Source organism: Mycobacterium sp. JS623 (assembly GCF_000328565.1).
Lineage (GTDB): Bacteria > Actinomycetota > Actinomycetes > Mycobacteriales > Mycobacteriaceae > Mycobacterium.
The window spans coordinates 3,779,026-3,798,481 of record NC_019966.1 but is presented as its reverse complement, the minus strand read 5'-3'; the positions used below and the strand labels follow the sequence as shown (position 1 = coordinate 3,798,481).

General features: G+C 67.7%; 17 protein-coding genes. 12 read left to right on the top strand and 5 right to left on the bottom strand.

Features of this window, described 5'->3' with window-relative positions; translation table 11 throughout:
* Nucleotides 1-64: 64 nt before the first annotated feature.
* Nucleotides 65-1,288, bottom strand: coding sequence for a protein kinase domain-containing protein (locus MYCSM_RS18645; RefSeq protein ID WP_015307717.1), 1,224 nt, complete (start codon nt 1,286-1,288; stop codon nt 65-67).
* Between the two features lie 36 nt (nt 1,289-1,324).
* On the opposite strand from MYCSM_RS18645, the gene MYCSM_RS18640 reads away from it, so the two are divergent.
* Nucleotides 1,325-1,729 carry an Rv2175c family DNA-binding protein gene (locus tag MYCSM_RS18640; RefSeq protein WP_015307716.1) on the top strand — a complete coding sequence of 135 codons (405 nt, stop codon included), beginning with the start codon at nt 1,325-1,327 and terminating at the stop codon, nt 1,727-1,729.
* Here the strand turns inward: MYCSM_RS18640 and MYCSM_RS18635 are convergent.
* The 4 genes from MYCSM_RS18635 to MYCSM_RS18620 all read right to left on the bottom strand — a co-directional run bounded on the left by MYCSM_RS18635 (nt 1,650) and on the right by MYCSM_RS18620 (nt 5,780).
* Entirely contained in the window at nt 1,650-3,245 is a 1,596-nt protein-coding gene (locus tag MYCSM_RS18635; RefSeq protein ID WP_015307715.1) for an alpha-(1->6)-mannopyranosyltransferase A, read from the bottom strand. The two genes, MYCSM_RS18640 and MYCSM_RS18635, sit on opposite strands and share 80 nt — an antisense overlap.
* Before the next feature lie 4 nt (nt 3,246-3,249).
* Complete coding sequence (idsA2, locus tag MYCSM_RS18630) at nt 3,250-4,338, bottom strand: bifunctional (2E,6E)-farnesyl/geranyl diphosphate synthase (protein WP_015307714.1); 1,089 nt, start codon at nt 4,336-4,338, stop codon at nt 3,250-3,252.
* Nucleotides 4,339-4,475: 137 nt separating this feature from the next.
* The gene (locus MYCSM_RS18625; RefSeq protein WP_051073918.1) at nt 4,476-5,102 is read right to left on the bottom strand and encodes an LppM family (lipo)protein; all 627 of its coding nucleotides are present in this window, start codon (nt 5,100-5,102) and stop codon (nt 4,476-4,478) included.
* Between the two features lie 66 nt (nt 5,103-5,168).
* Nucleotides 5,169-5,780 (bottom strand): GNAT family N-acetyltransferase, encoded by a 612-nt coding sequence (locus MYCSM_RS18620; protein ID WP_041314372.1) that lies wholly within the window; start codon nt 5,778-5,780, stop codon nt 5,169-5,171.
* 216 nt (nt 5,781-5,996) lie between these two features.
* On the opposite strand from MYCSM_RS18620, the gene MYCSM_RS18615 reads away from it, so the two are divergent.
* The 11 genes from MYCSM_RS18615 (at nt 5,997) to murG (ending at nt 19,440) form a co-directional block, all read left to right on the top strand.
* Complete coding sequence (locus tag MYCSM_RS18615) at nt 5,997-6,398, top strand: DUF3040 domain-containing protein (protein WP_015307711.1); 402 nt, start codon at nt 5,997-5,999, stop codon at nt 6,396-6,398.
* A gap of 364 nt (nt 6,399-6,762) precedes the next feature.
* Nucleotides 6,763-7,194 (top strand): division/cell wall cluster transcriptional repressor MraZ, encoded by a 432-nt coding sequence (gene mraZ / locus MYCSM_RS18610; protein WP_015307710.1) that lies wholly within the window; start codon nt 6,763-6,765, stop codon nt 7,192-7,194.
* On the top strand, nt 7,169-8,308 hold the full coding sequence (gene rsmH, locus MYCSM_RS18605; RefSeq protein ID WP_015307709.1) for a 16S rRNA (cytosine(1402)-N(4))-methyltransferase RsmH: 1,140 nt from the start codon (nt 7,169-7,171) through the stop codon (nt 8,306-8,308). Before mraZ ends, rsmH begins: the two co-directional genes overlap by 26 nt.
* Before the next feature lie 2 nt (nt 8,309-8,310).
* On the top strand, nt 8,311-9,327 hold the full coding sequence (locus tag MYCSM_RS18600) for a hypothetical protein (protein ID WP_015307708.1): 1,017 nt from the start codon (nt 8,311-8,313) through the stop codon (nt 9,325-9,327).
* A complete protein-coding gene (locus MYCSM_RS18595; RefSeq protein ID WP_015307707.1) occupies nt 9,324-11,249 on the top strand; it encodes a peptidoglycan D,D-transpeptidase FtsI family protein in 1,926 nt (641 codons plus the stop codon). Before MYCSM_RS18600 ends, MYCSM_RS18595 begins: the two co-directional genes overlap by 4 nt.
* 42 nt (nt 11,250-11,291) lie before the next feature.
* On the top strand, nt 11,292-12,812 hold the full coding sequence (locus MYCSM_RS18590; RefSeq protein ID WP_015307706.1) for a UDP-N-acetylmuramoyl-L-alanyl-D-glutamate--2,6-diaminopimelate ligase: 1,521 nt from the start codon (nt 11,292-11,294) through the stop codon (nt 12,810-12,812).
* Nucleotides 12,809-14,296, top strand: a complete 1,488-nt coding sequence (locus MYCSM_RS18585; protein ID WP_015307705.1) for a UDP-N-acetylmuramoyl-tripeptide--D-alanyl-D-alanine ligase — start codon at nt 12,809-12,811, stop codon at nt 14,294-14,296. Before MYCSM_RS18590 ends, MYCSM_RS18585 begins: the two co-directional genes overlap by 4 nt.
* Nucleotides 14,293-15,372 carry a phospho-N-acetylmuramoyl-pentapeptide-transferase gene (gene mraY / locus MYCSM_RS18580; protein WP_015307704.1) on the top strand — a complete coding sequence of 360 codons (1,080 nt, stop codon included), beginning with the start codon at nt 14,293-14,295 and terminating at the stop codon, nt 15,370-15,372. Before MYCSM_RS18585 ends, mraY begins: the two co-directional genes overlap by 4 nt.
* A 1-nt stretch (nt 15,373) precedes the next feature.
* Entirely contained in the window at nt 15,374-16,774 is a 1,401-nt protein-coding gene (gene murD, locus MYCSM_RS18575) for a UDP-N-acetylmuramoyl-L-alanine--D-glutamate ligase (RefSeq protein ID WP_015307703.1), read from the top strand.
* A 6-nt stretch (nt 16,775-16,780) separates the two neighbouring features.
* Nucleotides 16,781-18,277, top strand: a complete 1,497-nt coding sequence (gene ftsW / locus MYCSM_RS18570; protein WP_015307702.1) for a putative lipid II flippase FtsW — start codon at nt 16,781-16,783, stop codon at nt 18,275-18,277.
* Nucleotides 18,274-19,440, top strand: a complete 1,167-nt coding sequence (murG, locus tag MYCSM_RS18565) for an undecaprenyldiphospho-muramoylpentapeptide beta-N-acetylglucosaminyltransferase (RefSeq protein WP_015307701.1) — start codon at nt 18,274-18,276, stop codon at nt 19,438-19,440. The genes ftsW and murG overlap by 4 nt, the downstream gene beginning before the upstream one ends.
* Nucleotides 19,441-19,456 lie beyond the last annotated feature (16 nt).

Genomic DNA, 19,456 nt, shown 5'->3' with positions numbered 1-19,456 from the left:
TTCTGGGTTATCCGAACGAGTCAGGGATGGCGACGCTGACCGGCGTGCCTTTCGTAACTGCGCGCTAGATCAACGTCGCGATGTTGCTGCCGAGCGTCCAGGCTGCGGCCGCGATCAGTCCGGTGAGTGTCAGCACGGCGACCACCCAAAACACCAACGCCCTCTTGGAGCGTTGGCGGGCCCAGTAGAACTCGTCGAGGTCGATCCCGGCGAATTGGCCTGAGACGGCCTGATATTCGGGCTCTAGCGGTTGCCAATCGTCACGGGTGAGTTCGCGTGTGTGTTGTCGGGGCGCGGGCACCTGCGGCGCCTGCGGCCGTGCCGTTTTGGTGGTCGTGGCTTCCTGCTGGGTCTGTATATGACTGTGCTGCAACGCGGCCGACAGGTGCTGCGCCGAATTACGCGGGGCGGGTACCCGAAACGGCGGCAACCCCAATTGGTCGACGATCGAGTCGAGTTCGGCGGCCATGTCCTGGGCGTCGGCGTACCGGTCGGCGGGCTCCCGTGCGGTGGCGTGGGCGACCAGGTCATCGAATTGCGCTGGCACACCGGCGATCACCCGGCTCGGGGGCGAGACGTCGTTGTCCATCCGTTGGTACGCGATCGCGAGTGCCGAGTCGCCGGTGAACGGCGTGACTCCGGTCAGCAGCTCGTAAGCCAGGATCCCCACGGAGTACACATCGCTGCGGGGGTCGGCATCGCCGGTGCTGACCTGCTCGGGGGACAAGTATGCGGCGGTGCCCAAAATCACGCTGGCGGAGGTGATCTTGGCCTCGGCGACTGCTCGCACCAAACCGAAGTCGGCGATCTTGACATCGCCGTCGTCGGAGATGAGCACGTTCTCGGGCTTGATGTCGCGGTGCACCAGCCCAGCGCGATGCGCCACCGCGAGCCCGCCCAGCACCGGACGCAGCACCGCGGCGACAGCGTGTGGTGGCATCGGGCCGCGCTCCCGCAGCAGCTCCCGCAGTGTGCCGCCCTCGATCAGCTCCATCACCAGAAACGGATGCTGACCATCGATGCCCTGGTCGTAAACCGCCACAAGGCCCGGATCCTTCAACCGCGCCACGGCCCGCGCCTCACGCTGAAACCGCGTCAGGAACTGGTGATCGCCGGCGTATCGGGACTCCATGATCTTCAGCGCGACCGGCCGGTCCAGCCGCAGATCGAGCCCGCGGTAGACGGCGGACATGCCGCCCGTCGCGATCATCGCCTCGACGCGGTACCGGCCATCCAGCACGGCCCCCACAAGCGGGTCGAATTGCTGGTAGGCCTCCACCGAACACATGTTACGAGTCGCCCCTTACGTCCTAGACTCAGTGCGGTGAGCAGCATTCCGGCCGCCGACGATGTTCTAGACCCCGGCGAGGACGTGTACGACTTGCCAGCCGTTGCCGATCTGCTCGGGGTACCCGTGACGAAAGTGCACCAGCAGCTGCGCGAAGGACACCTGGTCGCGGTGCGGCGCGCGGGTTCAGTGGTGGTCCCGAAGGTCTTCTTCGACGACACCGGCCACGTGGTCAAGCCCCTGCAGGGGCTGCTCGTGGTGCTCCATGACGGGGGCTACCACGACACCGAGATCGTGCGCTGGCTGTTCACCCCTGATCCGTCGCTGACGATTAGGCACGACGGCAGCACCGAACGGCAGGCTAATGCGCGTCCGGTGGACGCTCTGCATTCTCATCAGGCCCGGGAAGTGGTGCGCCGGGCTCAGGCGATGGCGTACTGACGGCTCGCCGTGGCGGCGCACTAGTCTCAGGCGCGTAAAACAACGAATACCACGCCACCGCAGCGCATGCCGTTGCGAGCAGCACGTGAATCCATGAGTACATGCCGTGCGCTCCGTCCGGCTTCCATATCACGGTGATCCACGTCGAAAGGCCCGCAATCACGGCGATCGCCTGCCGCGACTGCGTCAGCGCGGCCGCCACGGCGAGCGGCCAGGTGTAATACCACGGCAACGCGGCAGGAACGAACAGCACTACGACGACCATCACCGATGCGACGCCGATCAGCGCCTCGCGGTCGGTGTGTCGAAATCTCCACCACAGCAACGGAAGTGAGATCGCGATGATCGCGATTCCGATGATCCGGTTGACATCGAGCACCGCGTAGAAGTTCACCGGGAACAGCAGGCTGCCGAACACGTTGACCAGATTCGCCGCGGCAGTGGGCACGGTCAGCCAGTTGATGATCTTGACCGAGCCGGCCAGTGCGGTCAGCCAGCCGAGCCCGACGCCGGCCAGCCATGACAACACGGCGAACACCGCGACGAATATTACTCCCGACGCCGCCGTCGCCACCGCGAACGCCCTCACCGGCTGGTATCCGCGCGCGTCGCGCAGGTGTCTCATCCAGACCCACACCATGAATGGAAGTGCCAGTCCCGCCGTGGCTTTCACCGCTACAGCCACCGCGATCAGTCCCACGCCCCAGATATGTCGGCCAGAAAACGTCAATGCGATGCCTGCCATCATCAGGCCGACCATCAGCATTTCGTTGTGCACGCCGCCCATCAGGTGGATGATCACCAACGGATTCAGCACGCAGATCCACAGTGCGGCAGCGCCGTCGGCGCCGACATGACGGGCTACCCGCGGTGCCGCCCATATCAACAGCGCAAGGCCAGGCAGCATGCACAGCCGCAACACCATGGTCCCCGCCACCACGTCGTTGCCCACCAACATGGTGACGAACTTGGCGACCAGAATGAATGCGGGCCCGTACGGGGCGGTCGTGGTGGTCCAGATCGGACTCACGTTGTCCAGCAACGAGTTCGGATTGTCGATCGGGCCGACGACGTAGGGGTCGAAGCCGTCGCGCAACAGTGCGCCCTGCGCCAGATACGAATAGGTGTCGCGACTGAACACCGGAACACTCAGCAGCAGCGGCGCCAGCCAGAACCCGGTCGTCGCCACCATCGTGTATTCGGTTGCAGTGCGGTCGATTACCCGTCGGCCCAGCCACAGCCAGGCGATCAGCATCAACGTCACGCCGATCCACAGCAGCACCGACGACAGCACCAGGCCGTGCCCGAACCGAAGCCAGGACACGTGCAGCGACTCCAGAAGTGGATCGTGTAGACGGGTGCTGCCTGCGCCGAGGCCGCCCGCGGTGATCAACACCGCGCCGATCGCACCCAGTAGCGCCGGCCGCGCCTGGGGTGACGCCGCGAAGGAGCTCAGCTGCCAAAGGTGGTGCGCCGGGCCGGCTTTCGGGGCCCGCGTCGATGTCGGGGTTGTCATGCGCCTAGGCGGACCGGTTCGCGGCCAATCGTGCGAGCTCGGCAAGACCGACCTTGGCCCGAGCGTCGATTTGTGCGGCGGTGAGAATTTCCAGCGATCGACGGGTAAGTGAGTCGATCCGGCCCTCGACCGCTGCCAGTGCCCCGACCGATTCGATGACAAGACACAGCTCGCGCACCTGGGCGTCTGTCAGCTCGGTTCCGATCGAGGTACGCAATAGCTTGGCCGCGACGGGGTCGACCTTATCGGCTCGCTCGACCGCCTCGGCCAACAACACCGTGCGCTTACCGGAGCGCAGGTCGTCGCCGGACGGCTTGCCCGTCACCGCAGGATCGCCGAAAACGCCGAGGACGTCGTCGCGCAATTGGAACGCCACGCCGAGGCTGGTTCCCAGCTCGTGGAACGCGGCGAGCACGTCGGGCCGGTCGGCCGCGGCTGCGGCGCCGAATTGCAACGGCCGGGAGATCGTGTAGGACGCGGTCTTGTAGACGTTGACCGTCATCGCCGACGCCACCGACTCGGCTCCGCTGGATTCGGCGACGATGTCGAGGTACTGCCCGCCGAGCACTTCGGTCCGGATCGCCGACCAGACGCGCCGCACCCGTGCCTGCGCGTCGGGGGCCAGGTCGGCGGTGGCGACGATGTCGTCGGCCCACACCAGCGCGAGGTCGCCAAGCAGAATCGCCGCGGAAATCCCGAACTGCTCGCATGATCCGTGCCATTGGCTGCTGCGGTGCTTTTCGGAGAACAGCCGATGCACGGTCGGCAGCCCGCGACGAGTGGCCGACGCGTCGATCACATCGTCGTGCACCAGCGCGCACGCGTGCAGCAGTTCTAGGGCCGAGAACAGGCGCAGCATCGACGGATCGGCTGGATTCGTGTCATCGTCCGCAACTGCCCGCCAGCCCCAGTAGGCGAACGCCGGGCGCAGCCGTTTGCCGCCGCGCAACACGAATTCTTCGAGGGCGGCGGTCAACTCGGCGTAGTCGGGGCCGATGTACGCGGCGTCACTGCGACGATCGCGGAGATAGTCCCGCAATTGATCGGTGACGGCGCCGGCCAGCTCGACGGCTGACGGTGCCGCTGCATCCACGCTCAGCGGGCGCCCCTTTCTGCAAAGTCAGTCTGTAGTACTCGCCCCCGAGTGCATTCCACAGTAGAGCGTGCGACGGGTTTTGTACCAAGCCAGGCCCCCGACTCACCAGCGCCCTTCGCTGACAATGCGACGTTTCAGGAAGGACGCGGCGAGCGGTCGCGGCTGTAATACGCCACCCCGCCGATGATCCCGGCCACCAAGAACGACGCGATACCGAGCCAGATCGCCGCACCGGTGAACGAGCGGGCGCTGGGATCGGTGTACCGGGCCTGCGCGTTCATAGTGCTGACTACCCCGGGCCGCAGCTTCCACTCGACGACATCCGACGACACCTGGGAGCCGTTGGTCGACGTCACCTCGCCCGGGAACGCGACGGACAGCGACACGTCGGCCTCGGGGTCATTGAGCGAGGTGAGGTCGGCACGGCCCTCCAGGATCACGAGATCGCCTGCGCGCCGCAGCGAGATGTCGACGCCTGCGGCGTCCCGGTTCATGTTCGCCAGCTGGGGCAATTCGGCGAAGGTCAAATCGGAGAAGACCGCCTGCGAGCCAACGTAATCGTCTCGGTCGTAGTCAGAAATCGCTACTTTCTGGGCGAACGGCAGGTTGTTGAGCAGTTGCGGACCCTTGTCGTCAGCGTTACGCGGTTTGGCGGACGCGACGATCTGCCCCGACACCCGGTCGTCCGGCGACACCGTGATCGATGCGCGGACGCGCACGCATCCGACGGCCATCGGCACGACGAGCAGCAGCAGCAACATGACGGCGAGCTTGCGGAACCGGCGTGAGCGGGCGGGCACCTGGTCATCGTGCCAGACCCGGCCCGCTCACAGTGGTAGTGCCCGGCCCAGGATCGCGAAGGCGCGCGGATCGCCGGCGAAGTGATAGCCGCGGATGATGTCGGTGAACCCGAGCCGCCGATACAGCCGCCACGCCCGGTTGGATTCGCCGTTGATCTCCGGCGTCGACAGCAGCACGTGCGCCTCGCCTCGGCCGGCGAGCAGTCGCCGCGCCAGCGCCTCGCCAAGGCCACGACCCTGCGCGTGCGGCGCGATGTGTAGCTCGGTCAGCTCGAAGTAGCTGGTCATCAGCTCCGCGATCCGCATTCTGTCCGCGCCGACTCGGTGCAGGCCTGCCACCACCTGCTGCTGCCACCACTGGTCCGGTGCGCCGCAGTACCCGTACGCGACGCCCAGCAAGGGAGCAGCGGCCAACGCCGATGCAGAGCGGTCGGGGGCATCCGCGAAGTCGCCGTGATCTGGCACCTCGACTGCGGCGACGCCCTTCCAGCCATGCCTGCGGGTGTGCTCGACCCACATCGAAGCGCGCTGATCCTCGGTGCCGCGTGGGTAGCGCATGGCATCGACATACACCGAGAGCGCGTCACCGAGCCGCCGTTGCATATCGCCCGGCGACAGATCAATGAGAAATGTCGCCAACTTCTGATTGCCCTCTCTCGGTGTCAAGCGTTTCGTCCACACCATTATTGGATGGGAGAGGTACTGGCTCACAGTCACCACGCTCGTCATAGAATCGTCCGTCAACTAGGTGGTACGGCTCAGATTGACCTCGTATCATGACTGTTAGGTGCCCGTAAGCGCGAGCACGCACGAGTTTGAACGTTTTTAGACGGCAGGGCCGGCAAGGAGGGACGAATGCCACTCTCCGATCATGAGCAGCGCATGCTCGATCAGATCGAGAGCGCGCTCTATGCCGAGGACCCCAAATTCGCCTCGAGCGTTCGTGGTGGGACTCTGCGCGCACCTTCTGCGCGGCGTCGTCTGCAGGGCGCCGCGCTCTTTGTGATCGGGCTGGCCATGCTGGTGTGTGGTGTCGCGTTCAAGGCCACCATGATTGGCAGCTTCCCGATCCTGTCCGTAATCGGCTTCTTGGTCATGTTCGGCGGCGTGATCTTCGCCATCACCGGGCCGCGCGTTGCCGGTGGCCGTGGTGGTTCGGCAGCTGAACAGGGTGTCCGCCAGAAGCGAGCCAAGGGCTCAGGCGGATCGTTCACCAGTCGGATGGAAGACCGCTTCCGCCGCCGTTTCGACGAATAGGCCAGCCAGAGTGAAGGGGTAGCCCACAGGGGCTGCCCCTTTTTCGTGCCTGGATACACGACGGGACACGCCGCAGCGACACGACGCTTCACGATCTGACACGCCCTTCCACAGAGAACGGCCCCACCTGCGTGGGTCAGCGCCCCACCACGCCCCACCAGCGCTTCCGACCCTTCGACCTGCGCGTTCGGTTCCACACCCACCCTTTAGTCCGCGACGGTTGCGGGTCGAGACGCTCCCCTGATGGGACAGTGTGGGGACATGTACGAATCTCCGATCCGCAACGGGAGCAAAGTGGGGGATTGTGGGGTAAAGTGGCGGACAACGGAGCGACCGGGGTTCCGTGGTGGTAGGAGGTGGCGAGATGTTTCTCGGCACCTACACGCCGAAGCTCGACGACAAGGGGCGGCTCACGCTGCCCGCCAAGTTCCGCGACGCGCTGGCAGGAGGGTTGATGGTCACCAAGAGCCAAGATCACAGTCTCGCCGTCTACCCGCGCGCCGAGTTCGAAAAGCTGGCTCGACGGGCGTCGCAGGCCTCACGGAGTAATCCCGAGGCCCGGGCGTTCCTACGAAACCTGGCCGCCGCCACCGACGAGCAACATCCCGACGCACAAGGCCGGATCACGTTGTCGGCCGATCATCGCCGCTATGCAAACCTTTCGAAGGACTGCGTGGTGATCGGATCGGTTGACTACCTGGAGATCTGGGACTCGGCGGCATGGCAGTCATACCAGGAGACCCACGAAGAAAACTTCTCCGCGGCCACCGATGAAGCTCTACACGACATCATCTAACCGGACCGTTGATGCGGCCCATGCCCGTGCAACGTGGCCTCTGCCCGAACCGGCCCTGGCGTACTTCCCCAACGCCAGGTCCGTGCTCTCGGACAGGGACCTCGGTGCAGGGGCCTTCATCAAAGAGGTTGCGATGGGCTCGAATTCAGGCGAGCACGGACACCTACCGGTCCTCCTCGACCGCTGCGTCGAGCTACTGACTCCCGCGCTCACCCGCCAGCACGGCGACGGCGAAGGCGCCGTCCTGATCGACGCCACCCTCGGGGCAGGCGGACACGCCGAGCGCTTTCTCACCGAGCTGCCGGGCCTGCGACTCATCGGGCTCGACCGCGATCCCGACGCGCTGTGGATCGCAGGCGAGCGGCTTGCACAGTTCGGCGACCGAGTCATGTTGGTGCGCACCCGCTACGACGGCATCGAGGGTGTGCTGACCGAAACCGGTTACTGGACAAGCCAAGTCAACGGCATCCTGTTCGACCTCGGGGTGTCATCGATGCAACTGGACCGCACCGCGCGCGGGTTTTCGTACTCGGCCGACGCGCCGCTGGACATGCGGATGGATCCGGATGCGGAACTGACCGCAGCTGAGATTCTGAACACCTACGACGAGAAAACGCTTGCCCGAGTGCTGCGCGAGTTCGGCGAGGAGCGGTTCGCCGGTCGCATCGCCGCGCACATCGTCCGTCGCCGCGCGAAGCGGCCGTTCGCGCGCACCGGCGAGCTGGTTGAGTTGCTGTATCAGGCGATCCCCGCGCCTGCTCGCCGCACCGGCGGGCATCCCGCCAAGCGCACCTTCCAGGCGCTGCGCATCGTCGTCAACGGCGAGCTGGACTCGCTTCGGGAAGCCATCCCCGCGGCGCTTTCAGCATTGGCGCCCGGCGGCCGGATCGTCGTGATGGCATACCAATCGCTGGAAGACCGCATCGTCAAAAACCAATTCGCCGCCGCCACCGCATCTCGCACCCCGCCCGGGCTTCCCGTCGAATTGCCCGGCCACGGACCGGAATTCGTCGCACTGACCCGCGGCGCCGAACGTGCCGGGCCCGAGGAGATCGAACGCAATCCGCGTAGCGCACCTGTGCGGCTACGGGCACTGGAAAAGGTGGGGGGTTGACCATGAGGGCACGCAAGCCTGCATCGGTACGCGGTGGCGACGAAAAGCGTCGAAGCCGCAACACCAGCGGCCGCCAGGCGGACGCGCCGCCGCGCCGGCGCAAGCCGACGCGGGAACAGCGCCCGCAGCGGTCGGCGCCGGCGACCAATCCGATCCCGCGGCCCACCGACGCTCCGGCCCGGCCCAAGAACGCCAGTCAGGCCAAGGCGCGCGCGAAGGCGCGAAAGGCCAAGGCGCCCAAGGTTGTCCGGCCGCCATTGCGTGAACGGATCATCGTCAGGCTGTCCTCCATCGAACTCAGCCCGCGCGCTCTTGTGGCGAGGGTGCCGTTCGTCGTGTTGGTGATCGGGTCGCTCGGCGCCGGCCTCGGGGTCACGCTGTGGCTGTCCACCGACGCCGCGGAGCGCTCATATGAGTTGAGCCATGCCCGTGACACGAATCAGGCGCTGCTGCAACAGAAGGAAGCCCTTGAGCGTCAGGTGCTGGAGGCGCAGGCCGCGCCTGCGCTGGCCGAAGCGGCTCGCAACCTAGGGATGATCCCGTCGCGGGACACCGCGCATCTGGTGCAGGACGCGTCTGGGAACTGGGTCGTGGTTGGCACGCCCAAACCCGCACAGGGTGTCGCCCCTGCACCGCTGAACACGCCGCTGCCCGAAGAGGGCCCGCCCGCGCCGCCGGCCCCGCCAGCGCCCCGCGTGGTTGAGCCCCGCGAGCTCACCGTCCACATGCCGCCGCGGGTGCCTGCGCCAGCCGCTGCGCTGCCGGGCACCGATCGGTCGGTGCCGGCCACGTCGGCCGCGCCGCTGGCAGCCCCGCCGGGTGTCGAGGTGCCGCACGCCGTGACGGGGCAGACGCCGGCGCTCGGCCCTGCGGTTGCGCCGGCAGCGCCGGCCGACGTACCCGCGGCGCCCGCCGCCCCAGCAGCGCCGGTTCTGGGCGCTCCTCCTGTGCCGCTTGACGCGGGTTCGCCGCCAGCGGCCCCGGCCCTGACCGCGCCCGTTCCCGGCGCACCTGCATGAGCCGCGCCAACGATCGGGGCCGTGGCCAGGGCAGGCCGAAGGCACGCAAGACACAACCTAACCAGGAACGTTCGGCCAAGGCCCGCCGCACCCGGGAACCGGCGACCGAAAACGGTTTGCGCAGTGCGTCGTTCGTGTTCCGGCATCGGACTGGCAACGCCGTGATCTTCCTGGTGCTGCTGATCGCGGCCGCGCAGTTGTTCACGCTGCAGGTGCCAAAGGCAGCGGGCCTGCGCGCCGAGGCGGCGGGGCAGCTCAAGGTCACCGACGTGGAGAAGGCCGTGCGCGGCGCGATCGTCGACCGCAACAACGACAAGCTGGCATTCACCATCGAGGCCCGCGCGCTGACGTTCCAGCCGGTCAAGATCCGCAAGCAGCTGGAAGAAGCCAAGGCGAAGACGCCCGAGGCACCGGACCCGCAACGCCGGTTGCGCGACATCGCCGCCGAAATTGCGTTGCGGCTCAACAACAAACCCGATGTCCCGACCGTTTTGAAGAAGCTCACCAGCAACGATTCGTTTGTCTATCTTGCGCGGGCAGTTGACCCGGCCATCGCCGACGCGATCATCACCAAGTTTCCCGAAGTCGGTTCCGAGCGTCAGGATTTGCGCCAGTATCCCGGCGGCTCTCTGGCGGCCAACATCGTCGGCGGTATCGACTGGGACGGTCACGGCCTGCTGGGGCTTGAGGATTCACTCGACGCCGAACTGGCGGGCACCGACGGTTCGGTCACCTACGACCGCGGGTCCGACGGCGTGGTGATCCCCGGCAGTTACCGCAACCGGCACGACGCGGTCGACGGCTCGACGGTGATGTTGACACTGGACGACGACATCCAGTTCTACGTCCAGCAGCAGGTGCAGCAGGCCAAGGAAATGTCCGGCGCCAAGAACGTGTCGGCTGTCGTGCTGGACGCGAAAACCGGTGAGGTGCTTGCGATGGCGAACGACAACACGTTCGACCCGAGCCAGGACATCGGCCGTCAAGAGGACCGCGACCTTGGCAACCCGTCGGTGTCCTCGCCGTACGAACCGGGCTCGGTGAACAAGATCGTCACCGCGGCCTCGGTCATCGAGTACGGGCTGTCCAACCCCGACGAGGTGCTGCAGGTGCCGGGCGACATCGAAATGGGCGGTGTCACAGTGCATGACGCGTGGGAGCACGGCGTCACGCCGTACACGACCACGGGAATCTTCGGCAAGTCCTCCAACGTCGGCACACTGATGCTCGCGCAGCGGATCGGGCCGCAGCGCTACTCGGAGATGCTCGACAAGTTCGGGCTCGGCCAGCGGACCGGTGTCGGGCTGCCGGGCGAGAGCGCGGGCCTGGTGCCGCCGATCGATCAGTGGTCCGGCAGCACTTTCGCGAACTTGCCTATCGGCCAAGGTCTTTCGATGACGTTGTTGCAGATGACCGGGATGTATCAGGCGATCGCCAACGACGGTGTGCGCATCCCGCCGCGCATCATCAAGAGCACCATCGCCGCCGACGGTACCCACAAGGACGAGCCGCGGCCGGACGGCATTCGGGTGGTGTCGCCGCAAACGGCTCAGACGGTTCGGCAGATGCTGCGCGCGACACTGCAGCGCGATCCGACTGGCGTCCAGCAGGGCACCGGTTCACTCGGTGCAGTCGACGGATATCAGATCTCCGGCAAGACGGGAACGGCTCAGCAGATCAATCCGGGCTGCGGGTGCTACTACGACAACGTCTACTGGATCACGTTTGCGGGCATGGTGCCGACCGACGACCCGCGCTACGTGATCGGCGTGATGGCCGACAACCCGCAACGCACGGCCGACGGCCAACACGGCACCACGATGGCGCCGCTGTTCCACAACCTCGCGGCGTGGCTGCTGCAGAGGGAGAACGTCCCGCTATCGCCCGATCCGGGTCCGCCCCTGACGCTTCAAGCCACCTGAGCGAGGGGACACGAGCGGCCAGGCCGGTACTGTGTCTACGCCATGAACCCGCGTCCCAACCATCCCGTCGGCCAAGTGCTGGGACGGCTGGCTGAGCAGGTACTGGCCGTACCTGCCGGCGGGGTCGCGGTGCCAGACGTGCGGGTCACCGGTGTCACACTGAGAGGCCAGAATGCGCAGCTCGGCGACCTGTTCGCGGCCCTGCCCGGGGCGTCCTCGCACGGTGGGCGCTATGCCGCCGACGCGGTGGCTCGGGGCGCTGTCGCGGTGCTCACGGACCCGGCGGGCGTCGAAGCGATGGGCGATATCGCGGTGCCCGTGCTGGTTCATCCCCACCCGCGATCGGTGTTGGGCGACCTCGCGGCGACGGTGTACGGGCATCCGTCGGAACGGCTGCGCGTCATCGGCGTCACTGGGACGTCAGGCAAGACCACGACGACGTATCTGGCCGAGGCCGGGCTGCGGTCAGCCGAGCGGGTGGCGGGGCTGATCGGCACCGTCGGTGTCCGCATCGACGGACGCGACCAGCCCAGCGTGCTGACCACGCCGGAGGCGCCGGATCTGCAGGCGCTGCTGGCGGTGATGGTCGAGCAGGGCGTCGACACCGTGGTGATGGAGGTGTCCAGCCACGCGCTGACGCTTGGCCGCGTGGACGGTGTGCAGTTCGCGGTCGGTGGATTCACCAACCTGTCGCGGGACCACCTGGATTTCCACCCAACGATGCAGGACTACTTCGCCGCCAAAGCCCGCCTGTTCGACCCCGAATCACGTTCGCACGCAAGTCTTTCCGTGATCTGCGTGGACGATGACGCGGGACGGGAGATGGCGCGTATCGCCCATCATCCAGTCTCGGTCAGCGCAACCGGACGCGACGCCGACTGGCGAGTGGAGAACATCGAGTCCGTCGAGCTCGGCGCCCAGGAGTTTCTGGCGGTCGACCCGGCGGGCGTGCATCACGGGCTGCGGATCGGGCTGCCCGGTCACTACAACGTCGCCAACTGCCTGCTGGCGGTCGCGTTGCTGGATGCTGTCGGGGTATCACCGGAACAAGCGGCGCCGGGGCTGCGCAGCGCTACGGTGCCCGGCCGGCTCGAGCCGATCGACCGCGGCCAGGACTTTCTCGCGTTGGTCGACTATGCGCACAAGCCCGGGGCGCTGCGTGCGGTGCTCGAGACGCTGCGCGCCCAGAGTGGCGGCAGGCTCGCGGTGGTGTTCGGCGCGGGCGGCAACCGGGATCCAGGGAAACGGGAGCCGATGGGCCGCGTCGCCGCCGAATTGGCCGACCTGGTGGTCATCACCGACGACAACCCCCGCGACGAGGAACCCGCCGCCATCAGGGCCGCGATCATGGCCGGCGCACGGGGTGGACAGGCGCAGGTCGTCGAGATCGGTGACCGCCGCGAGGCCATCGACTACGCCGTGGTGTGGGCAAAATCGGGTGACGTGGTGCTGATCGCGGGCAAGGGTCACGAGGCGGGCCAGACCAGCCATGGCCAGACCCGGCCCTTCGACGACCGCGAAGAGCTTGCTCGGTCTCTTGAAGCGCACGGGCGCTGCACGTGATCGAACTGACCGTCGCCCAGATCGCCGACATCGTCGGCGGTCAGCTCGTCGACATCTCGCCGGAGCAGGCGGCGGCGACGCGCGTCACCGGGACCGTCGAATTCGATTCGCGCGCAGTCACTCCCGGCGGGCTGTTCCTCGCGCTACCGGGGGGCCGTTCCGACGGACACGACTTCGCAGTGGCCGCAGTGGGTGCCGGCGCCGTTGCGGTACTGGCAGCACGGCCGGTGGGGGTGCCCGCGATCGTCGTCGAACCCGCGGCCGCCCGGGACACAAGTGCCAGCGTGCTCGAGTTCGATACCGATGGCTCTGGGGCCGCGGTGCTCGCGGCGCTGGCGCGGCTCGCGGCCGCGGTCGCCGCGGAACTCGTCGACGGTGGGCTGACGATCGTCGGGGTCACCGGCTCGTCCGGCAAGACCTCGACGAAGGATCTGCTCGCCGCGGTGCTCGGCCCGCTCGGCGAGGTCGTCGCACCGCCTGGCTCCTTCAACAACGAGCTCGGCCACCCGTGGACGGTGCTGCGCGCGACCGAGTCCACCGATTACCTCGTGCTCGAGATGTCGGCGCGCCATCCCGGCAACATCGCCGCGCTGGCCGAGATCGCACCACCGTCCATCGCGGTCGTGCTGAACGTCGGCACCGCGCACCTCGGTGAGTTCGGTTCGAGAGAGGCCATCGCGGCTACGAAAGCAGAACTGCCGCAAGCTGTTCCGGCGTCCGGCGTGGTGATCCTCAACGCCGACGACGCCGCAGTGGCCGCGATGGCGGACAAGACGGCCGCGCGGGTGGTTCGGGTCGGCCGCACCGCCACCGCCGACGTATGGGCCGATGCGGTCACCCTCGATGCGTTGGCCCGGCCGCGGTTCACGCTGCACACCGCCAGCGGAAAGATAGACGTCGCACTGGCCGTGCACGGCGATCATCAGGTGTCGAATGCGCTGTGCGCCGCGGCCGTCGCCCTGGAATGTGGCGCCAGCCTCAACCAGGTGGCCGACGCGCTCGCGGCCGCGGGCCCGGTGTCCAAACACCGCATGGCCGTCGCCACCCGCGGTGACGGTGTCACGGTCATCAATGACGCCTACAACGCCAACCCGGACTCCATGGCGGCCGGGCTGAAGGCGCTGGCCGCCATCGCCAACGAAGGCGGACAAAAACGGCGCAGCTGGGCCGTGCTCGGGGAGATGGCCGAACTCGGTGACGACGCAATATCCGAGCATGACCGCATCGGCCGGTTGGCGGTGCGATTAGATGTGTCTCGACTCATCGTCGTGGGAACCGGGAGGTCTATGAGCGCCATGCACCACGGGGCGGTGATGGAGGGATCGTGGGGAGCTGAATCGACCATGGTCGCCGATGCCGACGCCGCGCTGGCATTGCTGCGGGCCGAACTGCGGGCAACAGATGTGGTGCTGGTGAAAGCCTCGAACGCGGCAGGGCTCGGCGCCCTTGCCGAAGCACTGGTCACCGAAGTCGTTCGCGGATGAGGCAGATCCTCATCGCCGTCGGCATCGCGCTGACGGTCTCCATCCTCCTCACGCCGGTGCTGATCCGGCTGTTCACCCGGCAGGGCTTTGGCCACGAGATCCGCGAGGACGGGCCGCCGAGCCACCACAAGAAGCGCGGCACGCCGTCGATGGGCGGCGTCGCGATCGTCGCAGCTATCTGGGCCGGCTACCTGGGCACGCAGTTGATCGGCATCGTGATGGACGGCAGGGGGCCGTCGGCCTCGGGCTGGCTCGTGCTGGGCCTCGCCACGGCGCTCGGCACCGTCGGCTTCGTCGACGACCTGATCAAGATCCGGCGCGCGCGCAACCTCGGTCTGAACAAGACCGCCAAGACCATCGGAATCCTTGCCGCGGCCGTGCTGTTCGGGATCCTGGCGCTGCAGTTCCGCAACGCGGACGGCCTGACGCCGGGCAGCGCCGAGCTGTCGTACGTGCGCGAGATCGCCACGGTGACGCTCGCGCCCGCGATCTTCGTGCTGTTCTGCATCGTCATCGTCAGCGCCTGGTCGAACGCGGTGAACTTCACCGACGGCCTCGACGGGCTGGCAGCCGGGGCGATGGCGATGGTGTGCGCGGCCTACGTGCTGATCACGTTCTGGCAGTTCCGCAATGCCTGCGCGACCAGCCCCGGCCTGGGCTGCTACAACGTGCGCGATCCGCTGGACCTTGCGATCATCGCGGCCGCCACCGCGGGCGCATGCATCGGCTTCCTGTGGTGGAACGCCGCGCCGGCCAAGATCTTCATGGGCGACACAGGCTCGCTGGCGCTGGGCGGCATCATCGCCGGGCTGTCGGTGGCCAGCCGCACCGAAATGCTGGCGGTCGTGCTGGGCGCGCTGTTCGTCGCCGAGGTGACCTCGGTCGTCGTGCAGATCATGACGTTTCGGACGACCGGGCGCAGGGTGTTCCGAATGGCGCCGTTCCACCACCACTTCGAACTCGTCGGCTGGGCGGAAACCACGGTCATCATCCGGTTTTGGCTTCTCACGGCGATCGCCTGTGGTCTCGGTGTCGCGCTCTTCTACAGCGAGTGGCTGACCACCGTCGGAGCCTGACATGGACCTGTCGGGAGCCGAGGTTCTGGTGGCCGGTGCCCGCGTCACCGGACGCGCGATCCTTGCGGCGCTGACGCCCCTTGGTGTGCGTGCGACGCTGACCGACGACAGCCCGTCGATGCTGACGGAGTTCGCGCAAAACGGCGTCGAGGTGATCGACGCGCCAAACGCCGCCGAGCGGATCGCCGACTACGACCTCGTCGTCACCAGCCCCGGCCTGCCGCCGGAGGCGCCGGTGCTTGCCGCTGCCGCCGCCGCGGGCGTGCCGATCTGGGGCGACGTCGAATTGGCTTGGCGGCTGGACACTTCCGGCCACTACGGGCCGCCGCGGCGCTGGCTCGTGGTGACCGGCACCAACGGCAAGACGACCACAACGTCGATGCTGCACGCGATGCTGGTCGCGGGCGGTCGCGAAGCGCTGCTGTGCGGCAACATCGGCGACCCGGTGCTCGACGTGCTCGATCAGCCTGCGGAGTTGATGGCCGTGGAGTTGTCGAGCTTCCAGCTGCACTGGGCGCCGTCGCTGCGGCCGGAAGCCGGCGTGGTGCTCAATGTGGCCGAGGACCACCTTGACTGGCACGGGTCGATGGACGCCTATGCCCGCGACAAGGCACGGGTGCTGGACGGCCGCGTCGCCGTCGCCGGGCTCGACGACCCGGTCGCGGCCGGTCTGCTGTCGAGTGCCGCCGCGCAGGTACGAGTCGGCTTCCGGCTCGGTGAACCCGGGCCGGGGGAGCTGGGGGTGCGCGACGGTGTGCTCGTCGACAACGCGTTCGGCGAACAGTTGCGGTTGGCAGACGCGGCAACGATTCCGGTAGCCGGCCCGGTGGGCGTCCTCGACGCGCTTGCCGCGGCGGCGCTGGCGCGGGCCGTCGATGTGCCGCCGGGGGCCATCGCCGATGCGCTGGCCAACTTTTCGGTCGGCCGGCACCGCGCCGAGGTAGTCGGAGTCGTCGACGGCGTCACGTACGTCGACGACTCCAAGGCCACCAACCCGCACGCCGCGCAGGCATCGATCGCCGCGTATCCGCGGGTGGTCTGGATCGCCGGCGGGTTGCTCAAGGGCGCATCGGTTGACGAACTCGTCGCCGGCGCGGCGAATCGGCTGGTCGGAGCGGTGCTGATTGGCAGGGACCGCGACCTGATCCGGGATGCGTTATCGCGACACGCCCCGGATGTCCCCGTCGTCGAGCCTGTGACGGGGGAGGATTCTGGGGTGCATGGGACAAATGTGACTCGGCTGATGACCGCGGTGGTCGACGCGGCCCGAGGGTTGGCGAGCGCAGGCGACACCGTGTTACTGGCTCCGGCCGGTGCGTCCTTCGACCAGTTCAGCGGCTACGGCCAGCGCGGCGACGCGTTCGCTGCGGCCGTGTCCCAGCTGTCTCAGCCGTCCCGGTAGCCCGCCGTGAGCAACATCCTGACCCGGTTGCGGCACCGGCGGACCAAGCCGAACACAGAACCCGCCGCAGAAGCCGAGGCCCGCAGCCCGCGCACCCGGTTCGGCGCATGGCTGGGCAGGCCGATGACGTCGTTTCACCTCATCATCGCCGTCACCGCGCTGCTGATCACGCTGGGCCTGACCATGGTCCTGTCGGCGTCGGGGGTGCACAGCTACGACCAGGACGGCTCGCCGTGGGCGATCTTCGGCAGGCAGGTGCTGTGGACCGTAGTCGGGCTGTTCGCGTTCTACGTCGCGATGCGGATGCCCGTGCAATTGATGCGCAGCATGGCGTTCAGCGCGTTCGCGCTCACGATCGTGATGCTGGTCTTGGTGCTGGTCCCGGGAATCGGCCACGAAGCCAACGGTTCTCGCGGTTGGTTCGTGATCGCCGGCTTCTCGATGCAGCCCTCCGAACTGGCGAAGATCGCATTCGCGATCTGGGGCGCCCACCTGCTGGCGGCCCGGCGCCTGGAACACGCATCGCTGCGCGAGATGCTGATCCCGCTGGTGCCCGCCGCAGTCGTCGCGCTGGCGTTGATCGTCGCTCAGCCGGACCTCGGGCAGACCGTGTCGCTTGGCATCATCCTGCTCGGATTGCTGTGGTACGCCGGCCTGCCACTGCGGGTGTTCCTGTCCTCACTGGTGGCGGTCATGGCCTCGGCGGCCGTGCTCGCAGTGTCCGAGGGCTACCGATCCGATCGGGTGCAGTCCTGGCTGAACCCCGGTGCCGATACTCAGGGCTCGGGCTATCAGGCCCGTCAGGCGAAGTTTGCACTGGCCAACGGCGGTGTCTTCGGCGACGGGCTTGGACAGGGCACCGCCAAGTGGAACTATCTGCCCAACGCCCACAACGACTTCATCTTCGCGATCATCGGCGAGGAACTCGGCTTCGTCGGCGCGGTCGGGCTGCTGTGCCTGTTCGGGCTGTTCGCCTACACCGGAATGCGGATCGCGCGGCGCTCGGCCGATCCGTTCCTGCGGCTGCTCACCGCGACCACGACGCTGTGGGTGCTGGGCCAGGTGTTCATCAACGTGGGTTACGTCGTCGGCCTGCTACCAGTGACGGGCCTTCAGCTGCCACTGATCTCTGCAGGTGGAACATCCACGGCCACAACACTTTTGATCATCGGCATCATGGCAAACGCGGCTCGTCACGAACCAGAGGCGGTAGCCGCGCTGCGGGCAGGGCGCGACGACAGGGTCAACAGGCTGCTGAGGCTGCCGCTGCCGGAGCCGTATGTGCCGTCGCGCACCGAGGCGCTGCGGGACCGACTGCGCACCCGTCCCGGCGCCAAGGGGGCCAAGCCGCGCAGGCAGGACCCCCCGCGCAAGTCCAAGCCCATTGCGGACAAGAAGCGCAAACCCCATCCGGCCGACCGTCAGGTGCGGCGCTCAGGGCATCATGGAGGCGCCCAGCGACAGCGCCGGGCCAGAACATTGGAAGGTCAGCATTACGGGTGAGCATTTCGGTCCCTCGTGGGCAGGAGCGTAGCGGCCGGGGGATATCCGTGGTCCTTGCCGGCGGCGGCACGGCGGGGCATGTCGAACCCGCGATGGCCGTGGCCGACGCCCTGACCGCTCTTGACCCGGACGTGCGGATCACGGCGCTTGGCACCCACCGGGGGCTGGAAACGCGGCTGGTGCCCGAGCGCGGATATCACCTCGAGCTGATCACGCCGGCACCGCTGCCGCGCAAGCCGTCGGGTGATTTGGTCCGGCTTCCTCTGCGGGTGCGGCGCGCGGTCAGACAGACCCGCGCGGTGCTCGACACCGTCGACGCCGACGTCGTGATCGGGTTCGGCGGCTACGTCGCGCTGCCTGCGTACCTGGCGGCGCGCGGCGGCCCCCTCCGACGTCGTCGTGTTCCCGTCATCGTGCACGAGGCCAACGCGAGCGCGGGCTGGGCCAACCGCGTCGGAGCGCGATCGGCGCAACGAGTGTTGTCGGCGGTGCCAGATCCCGGTCTGCGCCGCGTCGAGGTCGTCGGCGTGCCGGTGCGGGCCGCGATCACCTCGCTGGACCGGATGGCATTGCGCGCGGAAGCGCGGGCTCACTTCGGCTTCGCCGACGACGCAAAGGTGTTGCTGGTGTTCGGCGGTTCGCAGGGCGCACAGCGGATCAACCAGGCCGTCGCCGGTGCCGCCAAAGACCTTGCCGTGGCCGGCATTTCGGTGCTACACGCGCACGGGCCAAAGAACACCCTTGACCTTCGCGAGCCGACCGACGGTGACCCGCCTTACGTCGCGGTGCCGTATCTGGACCGGATGGACCTGGCGTATGCGGCTGCCGATCTGGCCGTCTGCCGGTCGGGCGCGATGACGGTCGCCGAAGTGACGGACGTCGGCCTGCCCGCCGTTTACGTACCGCTCCCGATCGGCAACGGCGAACAGCGGCTCAACGCGCTGCCCGTCGTCAACGCCGGCGGCGGCGTCATCGTCGAGGACGCCGACCTGACTCCGTCGTTCGTCGCCGATACCGTGCCACGGCTGCTCAACGAGCCCGGCAAGCTGCAGGCGATGACGGCTGCCGCAGCGCTCGCGGGCCATCGAGACGCCGCGCAGCGAGTGGCAGAGGTCGCGCTCGACGTCGCGCGCCGTGCCCGCGAGCGAAAGCGGTTGCGGTGAACGCGAATTCGCTGCC